Genomic DNA, 24,132 nt, shown 5'->3' with positions numbered 1-24,132 from the left:
CGGGCCGCTGCTCCTAGCCTGACCGGGTGCCGCCCTCCTCCCACTCCCACGGCCCGGACCCCGACGCGCCGCCGCCGAGCGCGGAGACGCTCGCCCGGCGGCGCCGCGCCGTCTGGCTGATGCTGCTGCTGCTCGTCCCGGCGGCGCTGGCCACCGTGGTCGGGCTGGTCGTGCTCTGGCCGGGCGACGAGCCGACCCGCGCCCAGCAGGCGGCCGAGCAGTTCCTGCCGCCGGGCACCACGTACCCCGAGGGGCGGATCGTCTCGCTGCAGACGCTGCCGTGCGGGGAGACCGGTGGGGTGCAGGCCACGTGCGCGACCGCCGTCGTCGAGGTGCTCGACGGCGAGGGCACCGGGGAGTACCAGCAGGTCGACCTCGCCGCCGACGTCGTCGCCAACGGGATCGGCGAGGGCGACACCGTGGTGCTCACCCGCGACGCCGGCGCCGAGGGCAGCCCGGCCTACCAGTTCTTCGACTTCGAGCGGACGACGCCGATGCTCGTGCTCGGCGTCGCCTTCGCCGTCGTGGTCGCGGCGGTGGCCCGGCTGCGCGGGGTGGCGGCGCTGGTCGGGCTGGCGTTCGCCTTCCTCGTCCTGCTGCAGTTCGTCATGCCGGGCCTGCTGTCCGGGGACTCGCCGACGCTGGTCAGCCTCGTCGGCTCGGCGGCGATCATGTTCGTCGTCCTCTACCTGGCGCACGGCCTGTCGGCCCGGACGACGACGGCGCTCATCGGCACCCTGTTCGGCCTGGCGCTGGTCACCGGGCTCGGGGCGCTGGCGGTCGGCGTCGCCCGGCTCACCGGCCTCACCAGCGAGGAGACCGTCCAGCTGCAGACCTTCGACGCCGGCCTGAGCTTCTCGGGGCTCGTGATCGCCGGGACCGTCGTCGCCGGGCTCGGCGTGCTCAACGACGTCACGATCACTCAGGCCTCGGCCATCTGGCAGCTGCACGAGGTGGACCCGGCGATGGGGTCCCGCGAGCTCTACCGGCGCGGCATGGCCGTCGGCCGCGACCACATCGCCTCGACCGTCTACACGATCGTCTTCGCCTACGCCGGGGCCGCGCTGCCGCTGCTGCTCCTGTTCACCGTCTACTCGCAGCCGGCCGGGGTGATCCTGACCAGCTCGGCGATGGCCGAGGAGGTGGTCCGCACGCTGGTGGGCGCGATCGCGCTCGTCCTCGCCGTGCCGGTGACCACCGCGGTCGGCGCGTTCTTCGCCACCGCGGCCGGCACCGAGGCGGGGGCGGCCCCGGAGAAGCGGATGTCGGCACTGCGTGCGAGGTTCGCCCGATGAGCGACCTCCTCTCCGCAGCCCGGGCCGCCCCGGGCTTCATGCCCGACGACGAGGGCCGCGCCCTGTACGAGGCCGCGCGGTCGGTCGCGGTGCCGGGGCCGCTGCTGGAGATCGGCTCGTGGATGGGGAAGTCGGCGCTCTACCTCGCCGCGGCCGCCCGCGAGACCGGCCGGCAGGTGGTCACCGTCGACCACCACCGCGGCTCCGAGGAGCACCAGCCCGGCTGGGAGTACCACGACCCGTCGCTGGTCGACCCCGCCGTCGGCCGGATCGACACCCTCCCGCGGTTCCGCCGCACCGTCGCCGACGCCGGCGCGGAGGACGTCGTCGTCGCCGTCGTGGCGCGCTCGGAGGTGCTCGCCCCGCTGTGGACGACGCCGCTCGCGCTGCTGTTCCTCGACGGCAGCCACACCGAGGAGTCCGCGCGCCGCGACCAGGACGCCTGGGTGGCGAAGCTAGCCGTCGGCGGCACCCTGGCGATCCACGACGTCTTCCCGGACCCCGCCGACGGCGGCCAGGCGCCCTTCGGCGTCTACACGCGGGTGCTCGCGTCCGGGGACTTCACCGAGCTGCCCGGCACGGGCTCGCTGCGGGTGCTGCGCCGTGAGCGCTGACGCGCTCGGCGCCGAGCGGGCGGCCGCGCAGGCGCAGATCGAGGCGCTGACCCGCCAGTTCGACGAGATCGTCGCCGCGTCACGGGCGTCCAACGCCGACGACGAGCACGACCCGGAGGGCGCCACGATCGCCTTCGAGCGCCAGCAGGTGGCGGCGCTGCTGGAGCAGGCGCGCCGCCGGCTGGCCGACGTCGACGCCGCCGTCACCGCCGTCGAGTCCGGCACCTACGGCCGGTGCGAGACCTGCGGCTCGGCGATCGCGCCCGAGCGGCTGGCCGCCCGGCCCACCGCGCGCACCTGCATCAGCTGCGCGCGCTGACCGCCGGCCGCTCCGGCAGCCGCACCGACAGGCGGGGCAGCAGCAGCTGGGTCAGTGGGCCGATGAGCAGGGCGTAGGCGACGGTCGCGACGCCGAGGGTGCCGCCGAGCAGCCAGCCGGTGGCCACGACGGTCGCCTCGATCGCGGTGCGCACGACCCGCACCGACCCGCCGGTGCGCCGCACGAGCCCGGTCATCAGGCCGTCGCGCGGGCCGGGCCCGAGGTGCACGCCGACGTAGGCGGCCGTGGCGACGGCGTTGAGCGCGATGCCCGCCGCGGCGAAGGTGACCTGCACGGCGAGGTGCGACGGCGCGGGCAGCACGGCGAGCGTGCCGTCGACGGCGACCCCGATGACGACGACGTTGCTCACGGTGCCCAGGCCCGGCCGCTCGCGCAGCGGGACCCAGGCCAGCAGGACCAGCGCGCCCACGACGGCGGTGACCAGCCCGAGCGACCAGCCCAGCCGGTGCGCGAGGCCCTGGTGCAGCACGTCCCACGGCGTGACCCCGAGCGAGGACCGCACCAGCAGGGCCATCGAGGCGCCGTAGAGCGCGAGGCCGGCGTAGAGCTGGACGAGGCGGCGCGGCAGGCGCGGGGGCAGGCGGACCGGGCGGGGCTGGAGCACGGCGTCCACCCTGCCGTGGGAGTGGCCCGCTCCCTGCGGGCCAATCGCCGGGATTGGCCTGGTCCCGCTCACGGTCGCCCTCCCGAGATGCGCCCCGTGGTCGTCATCCGGCAGCGGATGACGACCACCGCCCGCATCTCGGCTCGGGCGCCACGGAGGCCTCCTAGCTCACGTACCTGCGGGCGGTCGAGCGGCGCTGGACGGCGTCGAGCGCGGCGAAGCGGGCCTCCGCGTGGGCGGGCAGCACCCGCCGCTCGCGCAGCACCCACGGGAGCCCGCGGACGGCGTTCCACAGGCCCTGCGCGGTCACCCGGTCGCGCGGCAGCGTGCGCAGCAGGTGCACGGTGCGGCGCAGGGCCGGGCGCAGCGGGCGGCGCAGCCACGTCGTCCAGAGCGTGTTGCGGATGCCGTCGCGGCGGCGGCGGTGCGAGTCCCGCGCCCTGGACGCCTGGTGGTGCACGGTGAGCGCCGGGAGGTAGCACAGCTCCCAGCCGGCGGCGGCGAGGTCGCCGGCCATCAGCTCCTCCTCGCCGCCCAGCCACAGCCGCTCGCTGAAGCCGCCGACCTCGAGGAACGCCTCCCGCCGCACCACGCTCGCCCCGGCGAGGAACGAGCCCAGGGCCGGACCGGGCAGCCACTCGGCGCCGGGCACGGGGGAGTCGCGCAGCTCCGGCACGATCGGGTCCTCGCGGCCGCCGGGCTCGACGAGGATCCGCGCGGTCACCACGGCCAGCCGCGGGTGGGCGTCGAGCACGTCGGCCGCCGTCCGCAGGGAGCCCGGGTCCCACCACGTGTCGTCGTCGCAGAAGGCGACGTAGGGGGTGTCGAGCCGGGCGATCCCGACGTTGCGGCCGACGGCGCCGAGGTTCTCCGGGCTGGCGACCAGCTCGACGGCCGGGAAGCGCTCGCGCACCGCCTCCGCCGTGCCGTCGGTGGAGCCGTTGTCGACCAGCACCACGTGCGGCTGCTCGGGCAGCGCCAGCAGCCGCGACAGCGCGAGCAGCACCTCGTCGCGCCGCTGGTGGGTGATGACGACGACGGCGACCCGCGGGTCCGGCGCGAGCCCGGCGCCCTCGGGCCGGGCCTCGGTGGCGGTCATGCGGACTCCCCGGCGAGCAGCCGCCGGTCGGCCAGCACGGACGCCGGCAGCCGGCGGCGGCGGCGCAGCGCGGCGGGCAGGTCGGGCAGCGCCCGCAGGAGTCCCCGCCGGCCGGGTGCGCCGGCGCGCAGCGCCTCGGCCACCGCGGCGGCGACGTCGCGCACCGGCAGCCGCAGCACCGCGGTGAGCACCCGGGAGCGCAGGACCGCCGCCTGCCGCGCGGCGCGGTCGTGCCGGCGGGACGAGGGGTGGTGGTGCACGGTCACCGCGTCGACGTAGGCGATGTCCCAGCCGGCCGCGGCGAGGTCGAGGGACAACCGCTCCTCCTCGCCGGGGAAGCGCACCACGGAGTCGAAGCCGCCGACGGCGAGGAAGGCCTCCGTGCGCACCATCGCGGCGCACGCGATGAAGCCCAGCAGCCGCGGCCCGGGCAGGTGCGCGGGGGTGCCGAGCGGGCTGGCCGCCAGCTCCGGGCACAGCGGGTCCAGCCGCTCCTCGGGGCCGACCAGCACCCGGGCGTTGAGCACCGCCAGCCGCGGGTGCGCGCGCATGACCGCCGCGGCGCGGGCGAGGTCGCCGGGCGCCCACCAGGAGTCGTCGTCGGCGAACGCCACGAACTCCGTGCCCGCGTACCCGGCGCCGATCGTGCGCGCCCGCGCGCCGGCGTTCTCCGCCAGCGGCAGCACGGTCACCTGCGGCAGGGCCGCGCGGACGGCGTCGACGGTCCCGTCGCCGGACCCGTTGTCCACCAGCACCACCGGCGCCTCGTGCCGGGGGAGCGAGGCGAGCAGGTCCTCGCGCCGGTCGCGGCTCATGACGACGACCGTGACGCCGTCGGGGGCAGGTGGGGAGGGGGCCGGGGAGGGCGCCGGGGCGGGGGAGGAACGGGTCACGGTTGCGCCCTGCCCGGCAGCGGCGCGGCCGAACCCGTGGGTTCCGCCGCACCGGGCGCGGGCAGGGCGGTGGGGTCGGCGAACAGCGTGGACGCCGGCGTGCCGCCCGCCAGGGCCTCGACGGCGAGCACCACCGCGGCCGCCGTCCAGGTGGTGCGCTCGACCGGCCAGCGGGCGTCGTCGGCGTAGACCAGCCCGGTCCAGTACGAGCCGTCGTCGTCGCGCAGGTGCTGCATGGCGGCCACCTGCTCGCGGGCCGCCTCCGGCTGCCCGGCCGCGACGAGGGCGAGCGCCAGCTCGCAGGTCTCCGCGCCGGTCACCCACGGGCGGTCGGCCACGCAGCGGGCGCCGAGGCCCGGGACGACGAAGCGGTCCCAGCCGGCGGCCAGGCGGGCGCGGGCCACCTCGCCGGTGACCGCCCCGGCGAGCACCGGGTAGTACCAGTCCATCGACCAGCGGGAGCGGTCGGCGAACGCTCCCGGGTCGGTGCGCAGGGCCTCGCCGAGGTCGGTGACCGCCAGCTCCCAGTCCGGCTGCGGCTCCCCGACGAGCCCGGCCAGCGCGATGCCGCAGCGCAGGGCCTGGAACAGGCTGGCGTTGCCGGTGAGCAGCGCCGTGTCGTCGGGGGTGCCGTCGGGGCGCAGCGCCCAGCTGACCGCGCCGCTCCCCAGCTGCATGCGCACCACGAGGTCCAGGCCCCGGCGCACGACCGGCCAGAGCTCGGCGACCAGCGCCTCGTCCGGGCGGGACAGCCAGCCGTGCCACAGCCCGACGGCGAGGTAGCCGGCGTGGTTGCTCTCGACGCCGGGCTGCGTCTCGGCGCCACCGCGGTACTCGGCGGCGAGGGAGCCGTCGGGCCGCTGCCGGGCGGCCAGCCAGCGGTACGCGGCCGCGGCGCGCCCGTGCTCCCCGCCGACCTGCAGCGCCATCGCGGCCTCGACGGAGTCCCACGGGTCGAGCTGGCCGCCGCGGAACCACGGCAGCGCGCCGTCCGGGGCCTGCTCGGCGGCGATCGCCGCCACCGTGCGGGCGACGTCCGCCGCGTCGAGGACCCCCGGCAGCTCCGGCAGGTCAGCCCGCGGCAGCGGTCTTCTCCCGCTCCGGGGCGGCCGCGACGTCCGCCGTGCCGTCCGCCGTGCCGTCCGCCGTGCCGTCCGCCGGAACCGCCGGCCGGTCGGCGTAGACGACGAGGCTCTTGCCGATCAGCGGGTCGAGCACGCGCTCGGCGGTGCGGGTCAGCCACGGCCGCTTCGTGAGGTCCCACACCAGCAGCCGGTGGTAGGCGCGGACGACGGCGGCGTCGCGGTCGACCCCGACGGCGCACTTGAGCCACCAGTAGGGCGCGTGCAGCGCGTGCGCGTGGTGCGTGGCGCCGGGCACGAGGCCCGCCACCGACAGCCGCGCCCGCAGCACGTCGCCGCGGTAGATGCGGATGTGGCCGCCCTCGTTCGCGTGGTAGGCGTCCGACAGCGCCCAGCAGACCCGCTCGGGCCCCCAGCGCGGCACGGTGACCGCCACCCGGCCGCCCGGCTTGAGCACGCGGGCGATCTCGGCCATCGCGCGGCCGTCGTCGGGGATGTGCTCGAGCACCTCTGAGGCGATCACCCGGTCGACGCCGGCGTCGGGGAAGGGCAGGTGCAGCAGGTCGCCGCGCACCACCTCGAAGTGCGCCCCGGCGGGGGCCTCGCCGGCCTCGGCGATGGCGCCGAGCCAGCGCTTGGTCGTCTCGACCTCGGACACGCCCCAGTCGACGGCGACCACGCGCGCGCCGCGCCGGTAGGCCTCGAACGCGTGCCGGCCCTCGCCGCAGCCGAGGTCGAGCACGGTCATGCCCGGCCGGAGGTCGAGCAGGTCGTAGTCGACGGTCAGCACGGGCGCCCCTTGTCCTCCAGCACGCGCGCGTACCAGTCGGCGGTGCGCTCGGCGGTCCGCCGCCACGTGTAGTTCGCGAGCACCCGCCGGCGCCCGGCGCGGCCCAGCTGCTCCTGCAGCGACGGCTTCTCCAGCACCAGCCGCAGCGCCGCCGTCAGCTCCCCGACGTCGCCCGCCGGCACCCGCAGGCCCGCCTGCGTGCCGACCACCTCCGGCAGCGCACCGGCGTCGGTGGTCACCAGCGGCGTGCCGCAGGCCATCGCCTCGACCGCCGGCAGCGAGAAGCCCTCGTACAGCGACGGGATGGCGGCCACGGTGGCGCTCTGCAGCAGCGTGACCAGGTCGGCCTCGGGGAGCGGCCCGGTGAACCGGACGGCGTCGCGGATGCCGAGCCGGTCCAGCGCGGTCTCGGCCGGCCCGCCGGGCCGGGCGGTGCCGACGACGGTCAGCCGCACGGGCCGCTCGGTGCGCAGCTTGGCCACGGCCTCGAGCAGGTGCACCAGGCCCTTGAGCGGGACGTCGGCGCTGGTGGTGACGACGATCGAGTCGGTCTCCCGCGGGCGGCCGGCCGGCGGCGGGGTGAAGACGTCGGGATCGATGCCGACCGGGACCACCTCGATGCCGGCGGCCGGGACGTGCAGGTGCGTCTCGATGTCGCGGCGCGAGCTCTCCGACACGGTGGTGACCGCGTCGAGCCGCGGCGCGACCCGGGCCTGCATCGCGGTGAACCCGTACCAGCGGGTGAGCGTCAGCCGGCGGCGCAGGGTGGGCGCGGCGGCGAGGTCGAGCTGCCGGTCGATGGCCACCGGGTGGTGCACGGTGGCCACGGTCGGGACGCCTGCCCCCACCAGCCGCAGCAGCCCGTAGCCCAGCGACTGGTTGTCGTGGACGACGTCGTAGTCGGCGGCGCGGGGGAGCAGCGCGCGGGCGGCCCGCAGGGAGAAGGTGAGCGGCTCGGGGAAGCCGGCGGTGCACATCGCGGCGAACTCGGCGACGTCGATCCAGTCGCGGAACTCCGAGGGCCGCGGCGTGCGGAACGGGTCGGGCTCGCGGTAGAGGTCCAGGCTCGGCAGCCGGACCAGCGGGACGCCGTCGTCGAGCTCGGGATAGGGCTGCCCGCTCCACACGTCGACGGCGTGGCCGAGCGCGGTGAGCTCGCGGGACAGCGCCCGGACGTAGATGCCCTGACCGCCGCTGTGCGGCTTGCTCCGGTACGACAGCAGTGCGATCCGCAGCCGTCGTCCCATGCGCCGGACACTACCGACCCCGTACCGTCCGGCCGCCTGACAGGGTGGGCCCCGTGATCCGACACGTCGTGCACTTCACCTGGTCCGACGCCGCCGACGCCGACCGGCGCGCGCGGACCGTCGCCGCCCTGCGCCGCCTGCCCGAGCAGGTGCCGGGGTCGCTGGCCTTCACCGTCGCGCCCGACGCCGGCCTGGTCGAGGGCAACGCGCAGACGATCCTCGTCGCCGACTTCCCCGACGCCGAGGCGTTCCGCCGCTACGCGACCGACCCGGTGCACCTCGAGGTCATCGCCGAGCACGTCCGCCCGTTCCTCGCCGCGCGCAGCGCCGTCCAGTACGAGGTCTGACCCGTACGGGCGGGGTGACCTGCGCGTCTGCCGGGCCGCGGTTAGCGTCCGGCCCATGCGCGCACGCCGTCGTCCCGTCCTCGCCGGAGCCGCCCTCACCGCCCTGCTGCTGGCCGGGTGCGGGGGGCAGGACGTCGCGGGCACCGCGTCACCGGCCTCGGGCGCAGGCCCCTCGTCGTCCGCGTCGCCGTCCTCCTCGGCGCCCTCGTCGTCCGGGTCGGCGGGCTCCTCCGACCCGGGCGGCGCCGACCTCGCCGCGGGCCTGCTGCCGGCCGAGGCGTTCGGCCCGGGCGCGCAGGTCGTCCCGGTCGGGCAGGAGGAGCTCGAGCAGGGCGCCGCCCTGTCGGCGGGATCCCTGGAGGGGCTGCAGGTGACCCCGCCGGAGTGCGCCGAGGCGTTCCAGCAGAGCCAGCCGTCCTTCGACGCCTACGACGACGTCGCCGCGCAGGTCGCCACAGTCGGCACGACGACCACGGTGGAGGCGCTGGTGACCGGCGGCCCGGCCGCGGACGCGCTGTCCGGCTTCCAGGGGCCGCCCGCGGGCTGCGAGGCGATCCAGGCGACGTCGCCGCAGATCGGCACGGTCTCCGTGCAGTACGCCGCGCTCGACGTGCCCGACCTCGGCGACGGCGCCGCCGGCTTCTCCGTCACGACGACCGTCGCCGGCCCGGACGGCCAGCAGATCACCGTCCCCGCGCTGATCGGGGCGGCCCAGGACGGCGAGCGGGCCCTGGTGCTGGTGAGCACGAGCGTCGCCGGCGGGCCCCTCGACCAGGCCGGCTTCGCGGGCCTGCTCGAGGAGGCCTTCCGGGTCCAGGCCGACGCCCTGGACTGACGGTCCGCGGCCGGGCCGTCCACAGGGGCCGCCCGGTCCACAGCTCGGCCGGGCCGGGCCCGCGTGCACTGCCCGCGCCCCAGGGTCGGCCGGGTGGACGAACCCCCGATCCCCGTCATCCGGCTCGGCGACACCGGTGAGGTCGCCGCGGCCCTCCCGCACCTGCTGGGCTTCCGCCCCGCCGAGTCGCTCGTGCTGGTCAGCCTCCGCGGGCCCGGCGGCAGCCGCGTCGGCCTGACCGTGCGCGCCGACCTCCCGCCGCCCTACGCCGCGGCGTCCCTGGCCCGCACCCTGGCCACCAAGGTGGTCACCGACGACCCCGCCGCGGTGCTGCTCGCCGTCGTGTCCGAGACCCCCGACGTCGGCGCGCTGCCCGTCCCGCCCGCGGACGACGGCTCCCTCGAGGCATGGCCCGAGCTGCCGCACCGCGACGTCGTGCACGAGGTGGTGCTCGCCCTCGACGCGCGCGACGTGCCCGTGCGCGAGGCGCTGCTGGTCCGCGGCGGCCGGTGGTGGGACTACGACTGCCCGTACCCCTGCTGCGCGCCGGGCGCCGGCACCCCGGTCCCCGACGGCGACAGCCCGCTCGCCGCGGCCGCGGTCGCCGGCGGCGCGGTGCTCGCCGCCGACCGCGCCGCCCTGGCCGCCCGGATCGCCGCCCCCGACGGCCCCGCCGCCGCGGCCATGGCCGACGCCTGCCTGAGCGCCGGGCGAGCGCACGCGCAGCGGCTGCGCGCCCGGGGCATCGCCGCGGTCGCCGCGGAGGGCGACGCCGCCGTCGCCGGGGCGGCGGCCGCCTGCCGGCCCGGACCCGACACCGCCGGCACCCGGCTGCCCGACGCGCAGGTGGCCGCCGTGCTGTGGGCGCTCACCCTCCCCGACGTCCGCGACCGGGCGCTGGCCCTCGCGCTCGGCGACGACGCCGCGGCCGCCGAGGTGCTGTGGACCGAGTGCACCCGCCGCGCGCCCGTGCCGCTCGACGGCGCCCCGGCCACGCTGCTGGCCGTCAGCGCCTGGCTGCGCGGCGACGGCGCGATGGCCAACGTGGCGCTGGAGCGGGCGATCTCAGCCGACCCGGACGCGCACCTGCCCCAGCTCCTCGCCGAGGGACTCGACAAGTGCCTCCCGCCGGCCGACCTACGGGCGCTGATCGGCCGGACGGTCGCCGCCCGCCGCTGAGCCGGATCAGACCAGCTCGGGCCGGCGCCACTCCTCGCCGAGGACGTGCTCGGCGAGGAAGGCGATCACCGTCTCGTACCAGACCGTCGCGTTGCCGGGGGTGAGCACCCAGTGGTTCTCGTCGGGGAAGTACAGGAACCGCGAGGGCACGCCGCGCTTCTGCAGGTCGTACCAGAGGCGCAGCCCCTCGCCGATCGGCACGCGGTAGTCCTTGTCGCCGTGGATGACGAGCACCGGCGTCCGGATGGCGTCGGCGAAGCGGTGCGGCGAGTTCTGCTCGTAGCGCTTCGGGGTCGCCAGCGGGTCGCCCCACTCCCGCTCCCAGTAGTAGGCGGCGTCGGTGGTGCCCACGAAGCTGTCGAGGTCCCACAGACTCGCGTGGGTGACGATCGCCCGGAACCGGTCGGTCTGGGTGGCCACCCAGTTGGCCATGTAGCCGCCGAACGAGCCGCCCATCGCCGCGGTGCGGTCGGCGTCGAGGTCCGGGCGCTCGAGCGCGGCGTCCACCGCGGCCATGAGGTCGGTGTAGGGCGCGCCGCCCCACTCGCCCCAGCCGCGGCGGACGAAGTCCTGGCCGAAGCCCTGCGACAGCGCCGGGTTCGGCAGCAGCACGGCGTAGCCGCGGGCGGCGAGCACCCACGGGCACCAGCGCCATGACCACGAGTTCCAGCTCATCAGCGGGCCGCCGTGGATCCACAGCAGCAGCGGCGCCGGGTCCTCGGCGGAGGCACCCTCGGGGAGCACCAGCCAGGACTGGACCTCGGCCCCGTCGGCGGCGGTGGTGCGGACCTCGGTCAGGGTGCCCGGCAGCGGGCCGACGGCGCCCGGGGCGGGCAGCGGGTCGGGGTGCTGTCCGGTCGCCACGGAGTCCAGGCGCACGGGCACCGGCGGCTCGTCGTAGGCCGAGCGCAGCGCGTAGAGGGCGCTGCCGTCGCGGGCCACCTGCAGGTCGCTGTAGGCGCCGTCGGTGGTCAGCCGCACCGGGGCGCCCCCGCCGACCTCGACGCGGAACAGCGCGTGCCGGCCGTCGTCGTCGGCGAGGAAGTAGACGGCGGAGCCGTCGGCGGCGAACTGCGGTGCGCTGGGCCAGCGGTCGAAGCCCCCGGTCAGCTCGCGTGCCGAGCCGGTGGCGGCCTCGACGAGGAGCAGCGTGTAGTCCGGCGGCTCGGCGTAGGTGGTCAGCGACTCGCGCACGCAGACCACGCTGGTGCCGTCGGGGGAGAAGGCGCCGGAGTAGACGTCGGCGAGCGGGTCGTCGACCAGCACCCGGCTCTCCCCGGTGGCGGTGTCGACGGCCACCAGGCGGGTGCGCCGGCCGGCCGGGCCGTCGGGCACCTGCTCGTGCCGGAGCGCCAGCGTCCCGTCGGGGGACAGGGTCACCGACTCGCCGGCGCCGATCGGCGGGGCGGCGTCGGGCGTCAGGTCGCGCAGCTCGACCGGCGCGGGCGTCTCGCCGGCGGCGTCCTCCGCCGGCAGCGCGCCGGCCCAGAACAGGTGCGGCGCGGCCGGGCCGAGGTCGGCGTCCCAGTACCGCACCGGGTAGGTGTCGTGCAGGATCGCCGACACCCCGGCGTCGCGCCGGGCCTTGCGCCGGGCCTCGTCGTCCTCCGCGTCCGCGGCCCCGGGCGAGGTGGAGGACAGGACGACGACGTCGCCGCTGTCGGCGGCGACGGCGAACCCGCTCACGCCGCCGGGCCGGGTCACCACCGGGCGGGCCTCCCCGCCGCCGGGGGGCAGCGCCCACAGCGCCGGCTTCGGGTCACCGGCGTCCGGGCCGGCGGCGGGGTCGGGGCGGGCGGAGACGAACAGCAGCGTGCCGTCGGGCGCGAAGGCGGGCGCGGACTCCCCGGGCGCGCTGCGGGTCAGCCGCCGCGGGGCGCGCTGCCCGGCCGGGTCGACCTCCCACAGCGCCGACTGCCACTTCTTCCGCTCCGGGTCCAGGGTCTGCACCGACACCGCGAGGCGGGTGCCGTCGGCCGACAGGGCCAGGCCGCCGACCCGCGGGATCGCCATGAAGTCGGCGAGCCGCTCGAACGGGGTCGCGGGCTGGGGCTCCGCGGTGGCGCCGGGCTCGTCGGTCGGGGGTTCGGGCTGGCTCACCGGGGCTCCTCGCGGGGGTGGTCGCGGACGCTGGCGGACGCGGTGCCCCACCGTAACGAGCAGCGCCCGGCCCCTCCGCCGGAGCGGAGGGACCGGGCGCCGGGAGCGGGCTGGGCGGGCCTCAGAGCTGGGCCGCGGCCTCCGCCGGGGTCAGGTCCTCGTCGAGCGCGGCGACGAACAGGTGCTGCGCGACGCCGTGCGGCAGCGGGTGGTCGTCGACGGTGACCGTTCCGTTCGCCGAGCGGGCGACCACCGTGGCGCCGGGGCGTACGCCCAGGTCGGCCAGCCGGCGCAGCATCTCGCCGTCCTCCTGCAGCTGCTCGCTGATCCGCCGGATGGTCACCCGGCGGCCGTCGGCCGTGGCCGTCGTGGACAGCAGCGTGAGGGCGTCGAGCACGGCGGAGGTCTCCCCGCCCAGCGCGTCGAGGCCGGGGATCGGGTTGCCGAAGGGCGAGACCGTCGGGTTGCCGAGCAGGCTGAGCAGCTTGCGCTCCACCGCCTCGCTCATGACGTGCTCCCAGCGGCAGGCCTCCTCGTGGACGTCGGCGTAGTCCAGGCCGATGACGTCGACGAGCAGGCACTCGGCCAGCCGGTGCTTGCGCATGACCGCGGTGGCCAGCGCCCGCCCGGTCTCCGAGAGCTGCAGGTGGCGGTCGCCCTCCACGGTGAGCAGCCCGTCGCGCTCCATGCGCGCGACCGTCTGGCTGACCGTGGGTCCGCTCTGGTGGAGGCGCTCGGCGATGCGGGCCCGCAGCGGGACGATCCCCTCCTCCTCCAGCTCGAAGATCGTGCGGAGGTACATCTCCGTGGTGTCGATGAGGTCGTTCACAGGCACTCCTCCGTGTCGGTGCCGATCCTACGGGCCCCGTGCCACCCCGCCCGGGTCCTCCGCGGTGGTGCCGCGGGCGACGCGGCGCAGGTCACGGCGGAGGCGGCCGGTCCCACACCCGGGGCCGCGGGGGAGGCACGGGGAGCGCGGCCGCCAGGCACCGGCGGTAGCGTCCGGACCGGGGACGACCCCGGGACGACGGCGTCCCGGCGGCGGGTCCCGACGTCGACAGGAGGGCCCGTGAGCGACTCGGTGGCCGTCGTCTGGGACGACGCGCTGCTCGGCTACACCATGGGCGGCGACCACCCGCTGCACCCGGTGCGGCTGGACCTGACCATGCGCCTGGCCGACGGCCTCGGCGTGCTCTCCACCCCGCGGGTGGAGGTGGTGCGGCCGCAGCCCGCGGGGGAGGACCTGCTCACCCTGGTCCACGACGCCGACTTCCTCGAGGCGGTGCGGCGCGCGCCCACCGACCCCGACGAGCGCTACGGCCTGGGCACCACCGACAACCCCGTCTTCGAGGGCATGTACGAGGCCGCGGCGCTCATCACCGGCGGCAGCGTGCAGGCCGCGGAGCTCGTGCACAGCGGCCGGGCGCAGCACGCGGTCAACATCGCCGGCGGCCTGCACCACGCCATGCGCGACCGGGCGTCGGGCTTCTGCGTCTTCAACGACGCCGCGATCGCCATCGCCTGGCTGCTCGGCCAGGGCTACGAGCGGATCGCCTACGTCGACCTGGACGTGCACCACGGCGACGGCGTCCAGGCGGCGTTCTACGACGACCCGCGGGTGCTGACGGTGAGCATCCACCAGACCCCGCTCACCCTCTGGCCGGGCACCGGCTACCCCGAGGAGACCGGCGACCCCGACAAGGCCCTGGGCAGTGCGGTGAACATCGCGGTCCCCAACGGCACCGACGACTCCTCCTGGCTGCGCGCCTTCCACGCCGTCGTCCCGGGGGCGCTGCGCGCCTTCGCGCCGCAGATCCTGGTCACCCAGTGCGGCTGCGACGCCCACCACGAGGACCCGCTCGCCGACCTCGCGCTCACCGTCGACGGCCAGCGCGCCAGCTACCGGGCCGTGCACGACCTCGCCCACGAGCTCTGCGACGGCCGCTGGATCGCCCTCGGCGGGGGCGGCTACGGGCTGGTGCGCTGCGTGCCGCGGGCCTGGACGCACCTGCTCGCGGAGGCGGCGGGGGAGCGGCTGGACCCGGTCACGGCGATCCCGCAGTCCTGGCGCGACGACGTCGTCGCCCGCGGGCTGCGCGCCCGGCCGCCCACGCACATGACCGAGGGCGGCTACACCGGCTTCTCCGCCTGGGACCCGTTCACCGAATCCCGCGTCGACCGCGCCATCGCCCGCAGCCGCAAGGCGTCCTACCCGCTGTTCGGCCTCGACCCGGACGACCCCCGTGACTGACGAAGGACCCCGCCGCCCCCCGCTCCTCGCAGGCACGCAGCGGGACCCTGCGCCGGGGCCGCCCCCGGACCGTTCCGACGCCGCGCCGAAGCCGCCGGCGCACTGGGAGGCCGACATCATCGCCGCCGACGGCGGCACGGTGCACCTGCGCCCGATCTGCCCGGAGGACGCCGAGGGGTTGACCGGGCTGATGGACCGCAGCTCCGACCAGACCCGCTACTACCGGTTCTTCGGGCCGATGAAGCGGCTGTCGGAGAAGGACCTGCACCGCTTCACCCACGTCGACCACGTCGACCGGGTGGCCTTCGTCCTGCTGCTCGGCGACGCGCTCGTCGGCGTCGGCCGCTACGACCGGTACCCGGGCACCACCGAGGCCGAGGTCGCCTTCCTCATCGAGGACGCCCACCAGGGCCGCGGGCTCGGGTCGGTGCTGCTCGAGCACCTGGCCGCCGCCGCCCGCGAGCGCGGGATCACCACCTTCGTCGCCGAGGTGCTCGCGCAGAACAGCCGGATGGTGCGGGTCTTCCTCGACGCCGGCTACCAGCCCCGCCGCTCCTACGAGGACGGCGTCGTGCACCTGACCTTCCCGATCGCGCCCACCGAGACCTCGCTCGCGGTGGCCTACGAGCGTGAGCAGCGCAGCGAGTCCCGCTCGATCGCCCGGCTGCTCACGCCGCGGTCGGTCGCGGTCGTGGGCGCCAGCAACGACGAGGCCAAGATCGGCAACCTCGTCCTGCGCAACCTGCTCGACTACCGCTTCGACGGGCCGGTCTACCCGGTCAACCCGAACGCCCGGCACGTCCGCGGCGTCCCGGCCTACGCGTCCATCGAGGCCATCCCCGGCGACGTCGACCTCGCCGTCGTCGCCGTCCCCGCCGACGAGGTCGCGGGCGTGGTCGAGGCCTGCCGGCGCAAGCGGGTCCGCGGGCTGGTGGTCATCTCCGGCGGGTTCGGCGAGACCGGGCCCGAGGGGCGGGCGGCCGAGCGGGCGCTGGTGGCCGCGGCGCGGGCCTCGGGCATGCGCGTCGTCGGCCCCAACTGCCTGGGCATCGTCAACACCGACCCGGCGATCCGGCTCGACGCGAGCCTCGCCCCGCAGGTGCCCGGCCGCGGCCGGGTCGGGTTCTTCGCCCAGTCCGGCGCGCTCGGCGTGGCCCTGCTCGAGCGGGCGCGCAGCCGCAACATCGGCCTGTCCAGCTTCATCTCGGCGGGCAACCGCGCCGACGTCAGCGGCAACGACCTGCTGCAGTACTGGGCCACCGACCCCGGCACCGAGGTGGTGCTGCTGCACCTGGAGAGCTTCGGCAACCCGCGCAAGTTCGCCCGGCTCGCGCGCAGCGTCGGCCGCACCAAGCCGGTGGTCGCGGTGAAGAGCGGCCGGCACGGCGGGCTGACGCCGGGCCTGGCCGGCACGTCCGTGTCGGTGCCCGAGCAGTCGGTGGCCGCCCTGTTCGCCTCGGCCGGCGTCATCCGCGTGGAGACCGTCGCCCAGCTGTTCGAGGTCGGCATGCTGCTGGCCCACCAGCCGCTGCCGCCCGGCGACCGGGTCGCCGTCGTCGGCAACTCCACCGCCCTGGGCGTGCTCGTGGCCGACGCCGTCCTCGACCAGGGGCTGGCGCTCGCCCACGAGGCGCCGGTCGACATCGGCACCGCGGGCAGCCCCGAGGCGTTCCGCGCCGCCCTGCAGGAGGCCGTCGACGACGACGGGGTCGACGCGGTCGTCGCGGTGTTCCTCCCGCCGCTGGTGCGCACGTCGCCGGAGGCCTACGGCCGGGCGCTGCGCGAGGTCTCCCTCGGCTCGGACAAGCCGGTGCTCGGCACCTTCCTCTCCGCCGAGGGCCTGCTCCCCGAGCTCACCGTCCCCGACGCCGACGGCATGCCCGCCCGCGGCTCGGTGCCGTCCTACGCGACGCCCGAGCGGGCGGTCATCGCCCTGGCCCGCGTCGCCGAGTACGCCCGCTGGCGGCGCCGCCCGGTGGGCACGGTGCCCGACCTGCCCGAGGTCGACGTCGACCGGGCGCGCTCGGTGGTGCGCGGCGCGCTCGCCGAGTCGCCGGGCGGGCGCCCGCTCACCGACGACGAGGTGCTCGCGCTGCTGGCCGCCTACGGGGTGCCGCTGCTGGGTACCCGCACCGCCACGACCGCGGACGAGGCGGCGGCCGCCGCCGACGCGATCGGCTACCCGGTGGTGCTCAAGTCGACGGCGCCGTGGTTGCGGCACCGCACCGACCTCGGCGGGGTGCGCCTCGACCTCGGCGACGCCGCCGCCGTGCGGGCCGCGTTCGACGCCATCCCCGCCGGCGACCCGGTGATCGTGCAGGAGATGGCCGCCCCCGGGGTGGCCACGGTGGTGGAGATCGTCGACGACCCGTCGTTCGGCGCCCTGGTCAGCTTCGGTCTCGGCGGCGTGGCCACGGAGCTGCTCGGCGACCGCGCCTACCGCACCCTGCCGCTCACCGACCTCGACGCCGCCGAGCTGGTCCGCGCGCCACGGGCGTGGCCGCTGCTCGACGGCTGGCGCGGCGCGGAGCCGGTCGACGTCGCCGCGCTGGAGGACCTGCTGCTGCGGGTGGCCCGGCTGGCCGACGACCTGCCCGAGGTGCTGGGTCTGACGCTGTCGCCGGTGATCGCCGGGCCGGCCAACCCCTGGCACGGCGGCCGGTCACTGGTCGTCGCCGGCGGCACCGTGCGCGTCGGCCCGCCGACCGCCCGCGTCGAGCCCGGCCCCCGCCGCATGCGCGACTGAGTCGATCGTCGGCCTCCGGCCGGCTGAGGTCCCTGGGGGTCACCTCCGCCAGAAGAGGTGGTGGACGACGCCGCTCGGGCTCGGCACGACGTCGCGGTGGAAGCGGTCGAGCAGTTCGTCGGGGGAGGTCCACAGCCGGGAGCCGCCGCCGAGCTCGAGCGGCGCCACGGCGACGTGCATCGTGTCGACGAGGTCGGCGTCGAGGAACTGCCGGATCACCGAGGCACCGCCGCCGAGCCGGACGTCGAGGCCGCCGGCCGCCGCGCGCGCCTTCTCCAGCACCGTGGCCGGGTCGCCGTCGACGAAGTGGAACGTCGTGTCCGACAGCGTGAACGACGGCCGCTCGTGGTGGGTCATCACGAACACCGGCGTGTGGAAGGGCGGCTCGTCGCCCCACCAGCCCTGCCACTCGAGGTCCTGCCACGGGCCGCGGTGCGGCGAGAACTTGTTGCGGCCCATGATCTCGGCGCCGATGCCGTGCGAGAAGTCGCGGATGAAGTGGTCGTCCAGGCCACGGCTGCCGCCCTCGTCGCTGCGCAGCGAGAAGCTCGCGGTGGCCAGCGCCCAGGACATCAGCACGCCGGGGTCGGCGTGCCCGAACGGGCGCTCCAGGCTCTGCCCCTCGCCCGCGCCGTACCCGTCCCGCGAGACGGTGAAGTTCTGCACCCGCACCAGCTGGCTCACTGTTCCTCCCGGAGGTCGACGGCGGGCAGACCGCCGCCGGCTCCGGAACTCATCGGTGCGGCCGCGGGCGTTATGGCGTGGGGGGCGCCGTCAGGGCTGGCGGCCGGTGAAGGCGAGCAGCTTCGCCGTGTCGTCGGCGTCGTCGGACACGGGCACCCGCGGGCCGTAGTGCCCGCTGCTGCGCAGGGCGGCGTCCCACGGCTCGATGCCCGCGAGGAACGCCGAGGCCTCCGCGGCGTCGACCGTCTCGTCCTGGCCGGTCGCGCGGGCGAGGTCCCAGGTGTGCACCAGCAGGTCCATGAGCCCCGTCATCGCGATGAGCTCCTCGAGCGTCATCTCCCCGGCGCGGGTGCTGGTCGGCCGCCCGGCGAGGTCGGGGTCGGCGAGCAGGGCCCGGATCGCGGCGTCGGCCCCGTGCCACGCGCCGGCCGGGTCGTCGTCGGCCGAGGGGAGCGCGGGCACCGGCAGGCCGACGGCGGGCAGGTACAGGGCGGGCATCCACTCCACGAGGTGCCGGACGACGTCGCGGGCCACCCAGCCCTCGCACGGCGCCGGGTCGTCCCAGCGGCCGGGCGGGACGCCGTCGACCCTGCGGCCGAGGTCGTCCGCGAGCCTTGCCCACCGCTCCGCCGTGTCCGCCATGACCAGCCTCCTCAACCGTACGGTTGAGGAGCAGCCTGGCCCGGGCGCCCGGCCCTGTCAACGCCGAGAGCCGGCTCCCCGCGTGGGGAGCCGGCTCTCGGTGGTGTCGCTCAGGCCAGGTAGTCGCGCAGGGCGTCGGCGCGCTGCGGGTCGCGCAGCTTGGCCATCGTCTCGCGCTCGATCTGGCGGACCCGCTCGCGGGACAGGCCGAACTGCTTGCCGATCTGCTCGAGCGTGCGCGGCTGGCCGCCGTCGAGGCCGAAGCGCAGCACGACCACGTCGCGCTCGCGGTCCTCCAGCGTGGAGAGGACGGTGCGCACGTCGCCCTTCATCATCTGGAAGGCCACCGCGTCCTCGGCCACCGCGGCGTCGGCGTCCTCGATGAAGTCACCGAGGCGGGACTCCTCGTCGGCACCGACGGTCTGGTCGAGGGAGACCAGGTCGCGGCTGTACTCGAGCAGCTCGGTGACCCGCTCGGGCGTCATGTCGAGCTCGAGGCCGAGCTCCTCGGCGGTGGGCTCCCGCTCGAGCTCCTGGTGCACCCGCCGGCGGGTCCGCACGACCTTGTTGACCTGCTCGGCCAGGTGCACGGGCAGCCGGATGGTGCGGCCGGAGTCGGCCATCGCGCGGGTGATCGCCTGGCGGATCCACCACGTCGCGTAGGTCGAGAACTTGAAGCCCTTGGTGTAGTCGAACTTCTCGACGGCACGGATGAGGCCGACGTTGCCCTCCTGGATGAGGTCCAGGAACGTCATGCCGTGGCCGGTGTAGCGCTTGGCCACCGAGACGACCAGGCGCAGGTTGGCCTCGAGCAGGTGCCGCTTGGCGGCCTTGCCGTCGACGGCCAGGGCCTTGTAGTCGCGCTGCAGGGCGGGGGTGAGCTGCCGCTCGGTGAGCAGCCGGTCGGCGTAGAGGCCGGCCTCGATCCGCTTAGCGAGCTCGACCTCCTGCTCGGCGGTCAGCAGGGCGGTCTTGCCGATGGTGTTGAGGTACACGCGCACCAGGTCGGTCGACACCAGTCCACTGGTGTCCGGCTCGCGGCGCGGCGAGCGGACCTCGAGGGCGTCACTGGGGGAAGACTGGAGGAGCGTCACGGGATGTCTTCGTCCTTGCCTGTGGTTCGGATGCATCCGGCGGCCCTCGTGGCCGGCGGCGGCACCCGCGTCTGGGGGGTGGGCCCCCGCTGTCCGGGCGGGAACCCGCTGTTCGTCCGTTGTGGTCCGTTGTGTTACGCCCCGTTCAACGGTCGCCACGGGGCCTGGTGTTCCACAGGCCCCCGGTTCACAGCGAACCCACAGGCCGTGTGTTCGGTCACCATCCGTACCCGGCCGGTCGCCGGATCAGACCTCCAGCAGCAAGGTCATCGGGCCCTCGTTGACCGACGACACGAGCATCCGGGCTCCGAACACCCCGGTCGCGACGGCGTGTCCGCGCCGTCGCAGCTCCGCGACGACCTCCTCGACCAGCGGCTCCGCGACCTCGCCGGGCGCGGCGTCCTGCCACGACGGGCGGCGCCCCTTGCGCGTGTCGGCGTAGAGCGTGAACTGGCTCACCACGAGCACGGGCAGCCCGAGGTTGCCGGCCGAGCGCTCGCCGTCGCCGGTGGGGAACACCCGCAGCTCGGAGACCTTCCGGCCCAGCGCCCGCGCGCGGGCCGCGTCGTCGTCCCGGCCTGCGCCGACGAGTGCCAGCAGGCCCGCGCCGATCTCCCCGACGACGGCGCCGTCGACGGTCACCGAGGCCGACGCCACCCTGCTCACCACCGCGCGCACCGGGCCATCCTGCGCGCCCGCGCGCGGGCGGGCCGCCGCGGCTCTCCTGGACGCCTGCGACCCGGGAAGGTTAGGCTCGCCTATCTCGATCCCGGGGAGGGTCCGTGGGGCTGCGACTGCCGCTCGGTCAGGTGACCGTGCTGATGGGTGCCGAGCGCGCCCGCCGGCACGTCATGGGGGCACTCGACGAGGGCACGGGGCGCTGCGCCGGCGGGCACGGTTCCGTCGGCGTGCAGCGGCTGTCGTCGTCGCGGGACGAGGGCGTCGCCCCACGGCTGGCGTCCGTGGCGGAGGCCCGCGACGGACGCGCCGCGATCGTCCTGGTCGACCGCCTCACCGACGGTCTGTCCGCGGCCGACCGGCGCAGCGTGCTGAGCGCGCTGCGCGGCGTCGCGGGCCCCGGGCGGGCCGTCCTCGTGGACGACGCCGACCCGGTGGCCGCGCTCTCCTTCGCCGACGGCGCACTGCGGTCCGGCGCCGACGGCGGTCTGTCGCTCGAGCCCGTGGAGGGCCCGGGCAGCGCTCTGGACTACCTGGCCTCGTAGGTCAGGCAGTCGGCGGCGTCGGCGCCGGCACCGACGCGCACGCCGGGGGCCGAGCACTCGAGCTGCTGGTTGTGCTTGCAGTCGGCGCGGTGGCACGCGCCGACGAGGCCGGTGCGGTCGAGGCCGCCCCGGAAGGAGATCTCCACGAAGGTGCCGCAGTGCGCGTGGTCGCCGCCGATGGTGATGGCACCGGCGTGGCAGCTCGACTCCGCGTTGTAGGAGCAGCTCGAGACCGAACAGTCCTGGACCTGGGGCAGTTCCTGCATCGTCGTCATGGCCTCAGGGTGACACCTCCCGCAGGCGCCCGCCAGCAAGCTGAGGCTGCCCTGACCTGCACGGACGGGTCCCGGAGGACCTCCACGGGCGGCCTCTCCGGCCGGCGTCAGTGGAGGGCGGCGTCGGCCGGTCCGGTGGCCCACCGGCGGAAGCGGACGACCAGGCCGGCCCGCGTCGGCGCGCAGCAGTAGGGGCCGGCCGCGACCGGCACGCCCTCCGGGAAGGGCGCGACGCGGAGCAGGCGGAACGGCTCGTCGTCGACCCGCGCGCGCACGGTCACCGCGTCCCCCGCACGGCTCGCGCGGACGGTCACCCGGCGCCCGGCCCACTCCGGCACCGGCGCCACCGACCAGTCGGACCGGCCCAGGGTGACGACGGCGCCGGCCTGGAGCGCGCCGTCGGAGACCTCGACGCCGGCCTTGAGCCACGTCTCCGCGCCCGCCCGCAGCACGAGCCCCGCCTGGTCGAACTGCTCGCCGAAGTCCGCGTCGAAGGAGACCTCGACGGCGCCCGGGTCGGGCAGGGGTGCGAGCAGCGCGTGCGCGTCGTCGTGCACGAAGCCGTAGGAGGTGTGCCGCCAGGCGTCGCTGCCCTCGGCCGCGGTGACGTGCAGGGCCGCCCCCTCTTCCGACACGGCGACCGGCGGGGCGGTCCACGCCCCGGCGGACCAGGGCACGGGCTCCGTCGTCTCGGCCGTCGTCATGCCGCCACGCTAGGCCGCGGGCGACGCCGCGGACCGGCGGCCCGGGCCGGTGGGCGACCGCTCCGCAGCGGGCTGCGGCAGGATCGCCGGCGTGCCGACCCTCCGCCTGACCCAGGACCCCGCCGCCGACGAGCTGCTCGGCCGCGACCCGCTCGCGCTGCTGCTCGGCATGCTCTTCGACCAGCAGTTCCCGATGGAGCGCGCCTTCGCCGGGCCGCGGCTGCTCGCCGACCGGATGGGCGTCGACGGGCTGGACGCCGCCGCGATCGCCGGCGCCGACCCCGACGCGCTGCTCGCGTGGTTCCAGGGGCCGCCGGCCGTGCACCGGTACCCGGGCTCGATGGCCCAGCGGGCGCAGGCGGTGTGCCGGCTGCTCGTCGAGCGCTACGACGGCCGCGCCGACGCGCTCTGGTCCGACGCCCCCGACGGCGCGACCCTGCTGCGCCGCATCGGCGAGCTGCCGGGCTTCGGCGCGCAGAAGGCGAAGATCCTCGTCGCGCTGCTCGGCAAGCAGTACGGCGTCACCCCGCCCGGGTGGCGCGAGGCGGCCGGCTCCTACGGCGAGGAGGGCTCCCGCCGGTCGGTCGCCGACATCACCGGGCCGGAGTCGCTGGCCGAGGTCCGGGCCGCCAAGCAGGAGGCGAAGAAGGCCGCGAAGGCCGCCGCCGGCCGCTGAGCCCACCGGGACCGGATCGTCCGCGGGGACCCCTGCACGGGTCCCCGGACGGTGGCACGATGGGAGTCGGACCGGGAGATGCCGGATTGCTCACCACCGGATGGCGGGCAACCGGCCCCAAGCGCAGGCGACACCGTGCCGTCTCTGTCCCCGATCCACGGAGGGATGGGTGCACGTGGCCTCGAGCCAGCAGTCCGCGCGAGCCCGCAGAGCCGAGCCGGTGCTCATCACCCAGGCCGAGCCCAGCCTGGTCGATCAGCACGCCGCCCGGAAGAAGCGGTACGTGCTGACCATGGCCGTCCGTGGCATCAGCCTCGTGCTGGCCGCGGTCTTCTACCAGACCGTCTGGCTGATGATCATCTTCGCGGTGCTCGGCACGATCCTGCCGTGGATCGCCGTGGTCATGGCCAACGACCGGCCGCCGAAGAAGAAGCTCGACGCGCACCGCTACGTGCCGCCGCGGCCCGACCGCATCCTCGAGGCCCCGCCGCGGGAGCGCCGGGTCATCGAGGGCGGCCGCGTCATCGACGGCTGAGCCTCAGCGGGCGCCCGCCCGCGCGACCACCCCGGCCGCGCGGGCCAGGCCCGCGTCCAGCGCCGCGGCGGCGTCGCCGCCGGGTGCCGCCAGCCACACGGCGAGCAGCCCCGCGGTGAACGCGTCGCCCGCGCCGGTGGTGTCGACGACGTCGGCCGGGTGCGCCGGGCGGTGCACGAGCACGTCGCCGGCCGCCCACAGCGCGCCGTCGCCGCCCAGCGTGACCGCGACCGCCGGGTGCGCGGCCGCCAGCGCCCGGGCGGCGTCGGCCGGGTCGGCGCAGCCGGTGAGCAGCCGCGCCTCGTCGGCGTTGGGCAGCAGCAGGTCCGCGCCCGCGGTGTCCGCGAGCCACCGGTCGACGCCGTAGGCGGTCAGCGGGCCGGTCGACGCGGGGTCCACCGACACCGTGCACCCGGCCGCCCGCGCGGCGGCCAGCGCCGCGAGCCCCGCCGCCCGCGGCCGCTCGTCGAGCAGCGTGTAGCCCGACAGGTGCAGGTGCCCGCCGGGACCCGGCACAGGGACGTCGCCGGGCCGCAGGTCGAGGTTGGCGCCGCGGTCGGCCAGCATGCTGCGCTGCCCGCCCGGCTCGACCAGGCTGACGATCGTGCCGGTGGCCGCCCCCGGCACCGTGCGCAGCGCGAGGCCGACGCCGGCGGCGGTCAGCTCCGCCACCAGCGAGAGGCCGGCCGGGTCGTCGCCGACGCACCCGGCCAGCAGCACCGGCGTCCCCAGCGCGGCCAGGTGGACCGCCACGTTGGCCCCGGCCCCGCCGCCGCGGCTGCGGATGGCCGCCGGCCGGTCGGAGCCGGGCGCGGGCTCCCCGGACAGCACCGCGACGACGTCGGTGGCGACGTCGCCGACGACGACCACCGGCCGC

26 protein-coding genes are annotated in these 24,132 nt (G+C 76.6%); 11 read left to right on the top strand and 15 right to left on the bottom strand.

Annotated elements, in window-relative coordinates:
• Positions 1–26: 26 nt before the first annotated feature.
• Genes ACI78R_RS15645 through ACI78R_RS15635 form a run of 3 tightly spaced genes read left to right on the top strand, consistent with a single transcriptional unit; the run spans position 27 to position 2,228 of the window.
• Positions 27–1,295: a YibE/F family protein gene (locus ACI78R_RS15645; protein ID WP_073420389.1), complete on the top strand. Its 1,269-nt coding sequence runs from the start codon at positions 27–29 to the stop codon at positions 1,293–1,295.
• Positions 1,292–1,909 (top strand): class I SAM-dependent methyltransferase, encoded by a 618-nt coding sequence (locus ACI78R_RS15640; protein ID WP_457041373.1) that lies wholly within the window; start codon positions 1,292–1,294, stop codon positions 1,907–1,909. The genes ACI78R_RS15645 and ACI78R_RS15640 overlap by 4 nt, the downstream gene beginning before the upstream one ends.
• Positions 1,899–2,228, top strand: a complete 330-nt coding sequence (locus ACI78R_RS15635; protein ID WP_073420388.1) for a TraR/DksA family transcriptional regulator — start codon at positions 1,899–1,901, stop codon at positions 2,226–2,228. Before ACI78R_RS15640 ends, ACI78R_RS15635 begins: the two co-directional genes overlap by 11 nt.
• On the opposite strand, the gene yczE is transcribed toward ACI78R_RS15635, so the two are convergent.
• The 6 genes from yczE to ACI78R_RS15605 all read right to left on the bottom strand — a co-directional run bounded on the left by yczE (position 2,212) and on the right by ACI78R_RS15605 (position 7,964).
• Positions 2,212–2,853, bottom strand: a complete 642-nt coding sequence (gene yczE / locus ACI78R_RS15630; protein ID WP_457041372.1) for a membrane protein YczE — start codon at positions 2,851–2,853, stop codon at positions 2,212–2,214. The two genes, ACI78R_RS15635 and yczE, sit on opposite strands and share 17 nt — an antisense overlap.
• A gap of 163 nt (positions 2,854–3,016) precedes the next feature.
• Positions 3,017–3,952, bottom strand: coding sequence for a glycosyltransferase family 2 protein (locus tag ACI78R_RS15625; RefSeq protein ID WP_336033057.1), 936 nt, complete (start codon positions 3,950–3,952; stop codon positions 3,017–3,019).
• Positions 3,949–4,767, bottom strand: coding sequence for a glycosyltransferase (locus tag ACI78R_RS15620; protein ID WP_457041371.1), 819 nt, complete (start codon positions 4,765–4,767; stop codon positions 3,949–3,951). The genes ACI78R_RS15625 and ACI78R_RS15620 overlap by 4 nt, the downstream gene beginning before the upstream one ends.
• 74 nt (positions 4,768–4,841) lie before the next feature.
• Complete coding sequence (locus tag ACI78R_RS15615; protein WP_457041370.1) at positions 4,842–5,867, bottom strand: prenyltransferase; 1,026 nt, start codon at positions 5,865–5,867, stop codon at positions 4,842–4,844.
• A gap of 49 nt (positions 5,868–5,916) precedes the next feature.
• Entirely contained in the window at positions 5,917–6,717 is an 801-nt protein-coding gene (locus ACI78R_RS15610; protein WP_457041369.1) for a class I SAM-dependent methyltransferase, read from the bottom strand.
• Positions 6,711–7,964 (bottom strand): glycosyltransferase family 4 protein, encoded by a 1,254-nt coding sequence (locus ACI78R_RS15605; RefSeq protein WP_457041368.1) that lies wholly within the window; start codon positions 7,962–7,964, stop codon positions 6,711–6,713. The genes ACI78R_RS15610 and ACI78R_RS15605 overlap by 7 nt, the downstream gene beginning before the upstream one ends.
• A gap of 53 nt (positions 7,965–8,017) precedes the next feature.
• On the opposite strand from ACI78R_RS15605, the gene ACI78R_RS15600 reads away from it, so the two are divergent.
• From ACI78R_RS15600 to ACI78R_RS15590, 3 genes are all read left to right on the top strand, one after another.
• The gene (locus ACI78R_RS15600) at positions 8,018–8,311 is read left to right on the top strand and encodes a Dabb family protein (protein ID WP_073420383.1); all 294 of its coding nucleotides are present in this window, start codon (positions 8,018–8,020) and stop codon (positions 8,309–8,311) included.
• Positions 8,312–8,366: 55 nt separating this feature from the next.
• Positions 8,367–9,146, top strand: a complete 780-nt coding sequence (locus ACI78R_RS15595; protein WP_457041367.1) for a hypothetical protein — start codon at positions 8,367–8,369, stop codon at positions 9,144–9,146.
• Positions 9,147–9,239: 93 nt separating this feature from the next.
• On the top strand, positions 9,240–10,325 hold the full coding sequence (locus tag ACI78R_RS15590; protein WP_457041366.1) for a DUF4192 domain-containing protein: 1,086 nt from the start codon (positions 9,240–9,242) through the stop codon (positions 10,323–10,325).
• A 6-nt stretch (positions 10,326–10,331) separates the two neighbouring features.
• Here the strand turns inward: ACI78R_RS15590 and ACI78R_RS15585 are convergent, their stop codons facing one another.
• Positions 10,332–12,425: a S9 family peptidase gene (locus ACI78R_RS15585; protein ID WP_457041365.1), complete on the bottom strand. Its 2,094-nt coding sequence runs from the start codon at positions 12,423–12,425 to the stop codon at positions 10,332–10,334.
• Positions 12,426–12,546: 121 nt separating this feature from the next.
• Positions 12,547–13,254: a metal-dependent transcriptional regulator gene (locus ACI78R_RS15580; RefSeq protein WP_073420380.1), complete on the bottom strand. Its 708-nt coding sequence runs from the start codon at positions 13,252–13,254 to the stop codon at positions 12,547–12,549.
• A 240-nt stretch (positions 13,255–13,494) separates the two neighbouring features.
• Between ACI78R_RS15580 and ACI78R_RS15575 the strand changes: the two genes are divergently transcribed.
• Positions 13,495–14,676, top strand: a complete 1,182-nt coding sequence (locus tag ACI78R_RS15575; protein ID WP_457041364.1) for an acetoin utilization protein AcuC — start codon at positions 13,495–13,497, stop codon at positions 14,674–14,676.
• Complete coding sequence (locus ACI78R_RS15570) at positions 14,669–17,422, top strand: bifunctional acetate--CoA ligase family protein/GNAT family N-acetyltransferase (protein ID WP_457041363.1); 2,754 nt, start codon at positions 14,669–14,671, stop codon at positions 17,420–17,422. Before ACI78R_RS15575 ends, ACI78R_RS15570 begins: the two co-directional genes overlap by 8 nt.
• A gap of 39 nt (positions 17,423–17,461) precedes the next feature.
• On the opposite strand, the gene ACI78R_RS15565 is transcribed toward ACI78R_RS15570, so the two are convergent.
• From ACI78R_RS15565 to dtd, 4 genes are all read right to left on the bottom strand, one after another.
• Positions 17,462–18,106, bottom strand: a complete 645-nt coding sequence (locus ACI78R_RS15565) for a dihydrofolate reductase family protein (protein ID WP_457041362.1) — start codon at positions 18,104–18,106, stop codon at positions 17,462–17,464.
• 90 nt (positions 18,107–18,196) lie between these two features.
• Positions 18,197–18,748 (bottom strand): TIGR03086 family metal-binding protein, encoded by a 552-nt coding sequence (locus ACI78R_RS15560; protein WP_457041361.1) that lies wholly within the window; start codon positions 18,746–18,748, stop codon positions 18,197–18,199.
• Between the two features lie 110 nt (positions 18,749–18,858).
• The gene (sigB, locus tag ACI78R_RS15555; protein WP_073420377.1) at positions 18,859–19,842 is read right to left on the bottom strand and encodes an RNA polymerase sigma factor SigB; all 984 of its coding nucleotides are present in this window, start codon (positions 19,840–19,842) and stop codon (positions 18,859–18,861) included.
• Positions 19,843–20,088: 246 nt separating this feature from the next.
• Entirely contained in the window at positions 20,089–20,520 is a 432-nt protein-coding gene (dtd, locus tag ACI78R_RS15550; RefSeq protein ID WP_457041360.1) for a D-aminoacyl-tRNA deacylase, read from the bottom strand.
• A gap of 104 nt (positions 20,521–20,624) precedes the next feature.
• Here dtd and ACI78R_RS15545 point away from each other — a divergent pair, with 104 nt between their 5' ends.
• Positions 20,625–21,065, top strand: a complete 441-nt coding sequence (locus tag ACI78R_RS15545; protein WP_073420375.1) for a hypothetical protein — start codon at positions 20,625–20,627, stop codon at positions 21,063–21,065.
• On the opposite strand, the gene ACI78R_RS15540 is transcribed toward ACI78R_RS15545, so the two are convergent.
• Both ACI78R_RS15540 and ACI78R_RS15535 read right to left on the bottom strand, forming a co-directional pair.
• On the bottom strand, positions 21,050–21,340 hold the full coding sequence (locus tag ACI78R_RS15540) for a DUF1540 domain-containing protein (RefSeq protein ID WP_073420374.1): 291 nt from the start codon (positions 21,338–21,340) through the stop codon (positions 21,050–21,052). The genes ACI78R_RS15545 and ACI78R_RS15540 overlap by 16 nt on opposite strands.
• Positions 21,341–21,447: 107 nt before the next feature.
• A complete protein-coding gene (locus tag ACI78R_RS15535) occupies positions 21,448–22,044 on the bottom strand; it encodes a DUF1349 domain-containing protein (RefSeq protein ID WP_457041359.1) in 597 nt (198 codons plus the stop codon).
• Positions 22,045–22,135: 91 nt separating this feature from the next.
• On the opposite strand from ACI78R_RS15535, the gene ACI78R_RS15530 reads away from it, so the two are divergent.
• Positions 22,136–22,720 carry an HhH-GPD-type base excision DNA repair protein gene (locus ACI78R_RS15530; protein WP_073420372.1) on the top strand — a complete coding sequence of 195 codons (585 nt, stop codon included), beginning with the start codon at positions 22,136–22,138 and terminating at the stop codon, positions 22,718–22,720.
• A gap of 175 nt (positions 22,721–22,895) precedes the next feature.
• Positions 22,896–23,255 (top strand): DUF3099 domain-containing protein, encoded by a 360-nt coding sequence (locus ACI78R_RS15525; protein ID WP_073420793.1) that lies wholly within the window; start codon positions 22,896–22,898, stop codon positions 23,253–23,255.
• 3 nt (positions 23,256–23,258) lie between these two features.
• Here the strand turns inward: ACI78R_RS15525 and ACI78R_RS15520 are convergent, their stop codons facing one another.
• Positions 23,259–24,125: a carbohydrate kinase family protein gene (locus ACI78R_RS15520; protein WP_457041358.1), complete on the bottom strand. Its 867-nt coding sequence runs from the start codon at positions 24,123–24,125 to the stop codon at positions 23,259–23,261.
• Between the last annotated feature and the right edge of the window lie 7 nt (positions 24,126–24,132).

The organism is Geodermatophilus sp. SYSU D01106, assembly GCF_054049995.1.
The sequence above is the reverse complement of the archived record's forward strand: the minus strand, read 5'-3'. Positions and strand labels throughout refer to the sequence as shown.